This window comes from Streptomyces fuscigenes (genome assembly GCF_021556455.1).
Taxonomy (GTDB): Bacteria; Actinomycetota; Actinomycetes; order Streptomycetales; family Streptomycetaceae; genus Streptomyces; species Streptomyces fuscigenes.
On the sequence record NZ_JAKGCV010000499.1, the window covers coordinates 1 to 3,780 of the forward strand.

Annotated in this window: 2 protein-coding genes and 1 pseudogene; all 3 read right to left on the reverse strand. The window is 73.4% G+C overall.

The features are described 5' to 3' along the window. Window positions 1-1,303, reverse strand: a 1,303-nt coding sequence (locus tag L1885_RS25260; protein ID WP_235799482.1) for an acyltransferase family protein, incomplete at its 3' end; no start/stop codon positions are given. After that, window positions 1,300-3,501, reverse strand: a complete 2,202-nt coding sequence (locus L1885_RS25265) for a bifunctional polysaccharide deacetylase/glycosyltransferase family 2 protein (protein WP_235799483.1) — start codon at window positions 3,499-3,501, stop codon at window positions 1,300-1,302. The genes L1885_RS25260 and L1885_RS25265, both read right to left, overlap by 4 nt. Before the next feature lie 2 nt (window positions 3,502-3,503). Continuing rightward, window positions 3,504-3,780, reverse strand: a pseudogene (locus L1885_RS25270) (hypothetical protein); the annotation flags it as partial.

Consider the following 3,780-nt stretch of genomic DNA (forward strand, 5'->3'; position numbering starts at 1 on the left):
CGATCGCACCGGCGGGGTGCCGCCCCTGCTGTGCCACGGCGCGGGCGACGCGGTCACGGTCCCGCCGCTCGCGCCGGCCGTCGGGCCACAGCCGGGGCCGCCGGCGTGCGGCCAGGTCCTCGAACCACCCGAGCAGCACGATCACGAGGGCCGTCAGCGGCCAGATCAGCACCAGGGACAGGACCGGGTACGCCGCGTCGAGTTCGCTCCCGAACCGGTCCGTGCCGGGAATGTTCCACACCTGGTCGATGATCGGGTCCGTGATCATGATGAGCAGGTTGTGCCACAGGTAGATCGTCACGGCCCGGTTGTTGGCCAGCGTGACGACCCCGTCGAAGCGGGCGAGCCGGCCGGGCAGGCGCCGCCACGACGGGGAGTACTGGAGCAGCACGGCCACGAAGCCGAGCGACCACAGCGCCTGCCCCAGCGGGATCTCGTCCAGGTTCCACCCCTCCTGTGTGAGGTGGCCGGACGCCCACCACAGCCCGGCGGCCATGGCGAACGCGGCGCAGGAGACCGTCACGTAGCGCGGGATGCGCCGGAACACGCCGTCGTGGTGCGCGAAGCCGAGCACCCAGCAGGCGCCGTACGTGGCGAAGTCGGTCACCGTCTCGCCGGTCTCGCCGGGGAGGGTGACGAGGCCCGTGCCGAAGACCGCGCACAGCACGAGCGGCAGCGCGAGCGCCGCCAGGGGCAGCCGGCGGAACAGCTTCAGCAGCAGCGGGGACGCGAGCACGAACCACAGGTAGGCGCGGATGTACCAGAGCGGCCCGGCCGCCTGGTCGGCCCACGAGGAGTCCAGCCAGCTCCACGGATGGGCGGCGGGGTCCGGGTAGGGCGGGGCGCCCAGCGGGACGATCCAGTTCAGGACGGACGCGAGGCCGGTGGCGCCGCCGCCGTCGCTCCACGGGTGCCAGCCCGTGTAGAGCAGCAGCCCGACGACGACCGCGCCGAAGACCCACATCGGGGGCAGCAGGCGCCGTACCCGTCCCCGGATCACGGCCGTGGCGCCGCGCTGGTCGAGCGAGCGCGCCATCAGCGAGCCGGCCAGCGCGAACATCACGCCCATCGACGGGAAGAGGACGGTCAGCCAGGTCCAGCCGAAGATGTGGAAGACGATCACGCGGACCAGCGCGACGGCGCGGAGGAGGTCCAGGTAGCGGTCGCGGCCGGTGCCCCGCCCGCCCGGGGCAACCGGGGTGTCCGGACCCGGGGCGGCCCCGTCGCCCGGCACCGGGCCGGTTTCGTACGCGGGCGTTCCGGCGGCCGGGGTGCCGTCCGCGGGGGCGTGCGGCGCGCTCATGCGACCGGCCCCCGTCCCGCCGCGCGCTCGCGCGGCGGCGCCGCGGGGGGCGCCGCCTCCACCACGCCGGTGCGGCGCAGCTTCTGCCAGCGCAGCCTGCCGCCGGTCAGGGCGGTGACCCAGGACTGGACGAGCACCACGTACATCAGGGCCCGGTAGAGGATCTGCTGCAGCGGCAGGGCCAGCAGGTGCCGCATCGGCTCCCGGTCGAGCCGGAAGGCGTAGACGGCGCAGACCAGCTGGATGGCGAGCAGGACGAGCCAGCTCGCCACGGTCTTGCCGGTGGGCCCGAAGACGAGCCCGTAGAGCAGGAACAGGTCGATCAGCGGCGCGAGGAGCGGCGCCACCACCATGAAGGCGGCGACGAACGGGAGGCCGACCCGGCCGAAGCGGCCCGAGGGGCCGCGTTCGACGACCGCCCTGCGGTGCTTCCACATCGCCTGCATCGTGCCGTAGCACCAGCGGTAGCGCTGGGACCACAGCTGCTGCACGCTCTCCGGGGCCTCCGTCCAGGCGCGGGCGTCCTCCGCGTAGACGACCTCCCAGCCCTTGCGGTGGATGGCCATGGTGATGTCGGTGTCCTCGGCGAGGGTGTCCTCGCTCATGCCGCCGACCTCGCGCAGCACCTCCCGGCGGAACGCGCCGCACGCGCCGGGGATGGTGGGCATGCAGCGGAGCAGGTCGTACATGCGGCGGTCGAGGTTGAAGCCCATCACGTACTCGATGTGCTGCCAGGCGCCGATGAGCGAGTCGCGGTTGCCCACCTTGGCGTTGCCGGAGACGGCGCCGACCCGCGGGTCGGCGAACGGCTGCACCAGCTCGCGCACCGTGGACTCCTCGAAGACGGTGTCGCCGTCCATCATCACGATGAGGTCGTGACGGGCGTGCCGGATGCCGTTGTTGAGCGCGGCGGGCTTGCCGGCGTTCTGCTGCCTGATCACGCGGACGTTGGGCAGCCACATCGCCTCGACGATGTCGGCGGTGCCGTCCGAGGAGCCGTCGTCGATGACGACGACCTCGATGGGGTGGTCGCTGCGCGCCAGCGAACGCACCGTGTTGGCGATGCACTTGCTCTCGTTGTAGGCGGGGACCAGCACGGACACGGGCTGCGTGACGGCGGGCGGTGCCCCGGCACCGGTCCTCCTGCGGCGCCGCGAGCGGCGGGCGTGGACGAACGCGAGGAGCAGCATCAGCGCGAACCGGCCGACGACGAGGACGCCGACGAACGCGATGCACCCGATCAGGCCCTCGGTCACGTTGTCGGAGAGCGTGACGGCGGCGACGAACGCCTTGCCCTTGAGCAGGTCCGTGCCGTGCACCGGGGTGTGCGCGCTGGGCGCGTGCAGCGCCCCGGTCACGGTCTCGAAGCGGTAGCCCTTGGCGTGCATGGTGCGGATGTAGTCGGCGAGCGCCCGCACGGTCTGGCTGCGGTCGCCGCCGAAGTCGTGCATCAGCACGACGGCGCCCCGCGAGCCGCGCGGTGTGGCGTTCGCGGTGATCCGCGCGACCCCCGGCCGCTGCCAGTCCTCACTGTCGAGGCTGTCGAACACGCCGATGTAGCCGAGGCTGCCCACGTACTGCGTGACCGGCCAGGACGCGTTGTCGAGCGCGTCGGCGAACGACGAGTAGGGGGGCCTGAACAGCGCCGTGCGCACGCCCGCGGCGCCCTCGATCGTCAGCTGCGTCTGCGAGATCTCGCGCCGGATCGTGGACGGGTCCAGGTACGAGAGGTCGGGGTGGTCGAACGTGTGGATGCCGACCTCGTTGCCCTCGGCCACCATGCGCTTGACGAGCCCGGGATGCCGGGCGGTGTTCGTGCCCGTGACGAAGAAGGTGGCCTTGGCCCCGTTCGCGTGCAGGATGTCGAGGATCTTCGGCGTCCACACCGGATCGGGGCCGTCGTCGAAGGTCAGCACGATGGTCCGGTCCGGGATGTCCAGCGACTTGGCCGGCTTCGAGGCGTCGCGCGCGTCGATGACCGGGCCCCCGTCGAGGATGTGCTCCGGCACGTGGCTGGTGGAGGCGGGCGGCCTGACGCGGTGGTCGGGCACGAAGGAGCTGTACACGTAGCCGCGCACGACGAGCATGCCGCTCATCACGAGGAGCAGGGCGATCGGCAGGAGGTGGCGCAGGGGCAGGCGGCGACGCCTGGCGCCGCGTCCGGCACTGCGCCGGGCGCGGTTGTCGTTCGGTGCCATGGTCAGATCGCGCCTTCCGAGGGCGAGGGCGCGCCGGACGGGTCCGCCGCGGGCAGGTCGCCCGCGCGCGTCTGGGTGCCCGGCTCCTCGGTGTCGCCGCCCGTGCCGGCCGTGCCCGCCGTGGTGCCCGCGGGATCGCCGGGGGTGCCGGTGGTGGTGTCGCCGGAGCCGGCGGTCGTGCCGGTGCCGCCCGCGGTGTCGCCTCCCGTGCCGGCGCTCACGCCGGTGCCGCTCGTCGTGCCCGTGCCGCCCGAGGCGTCGCCGGTACCGGCCGCCGTT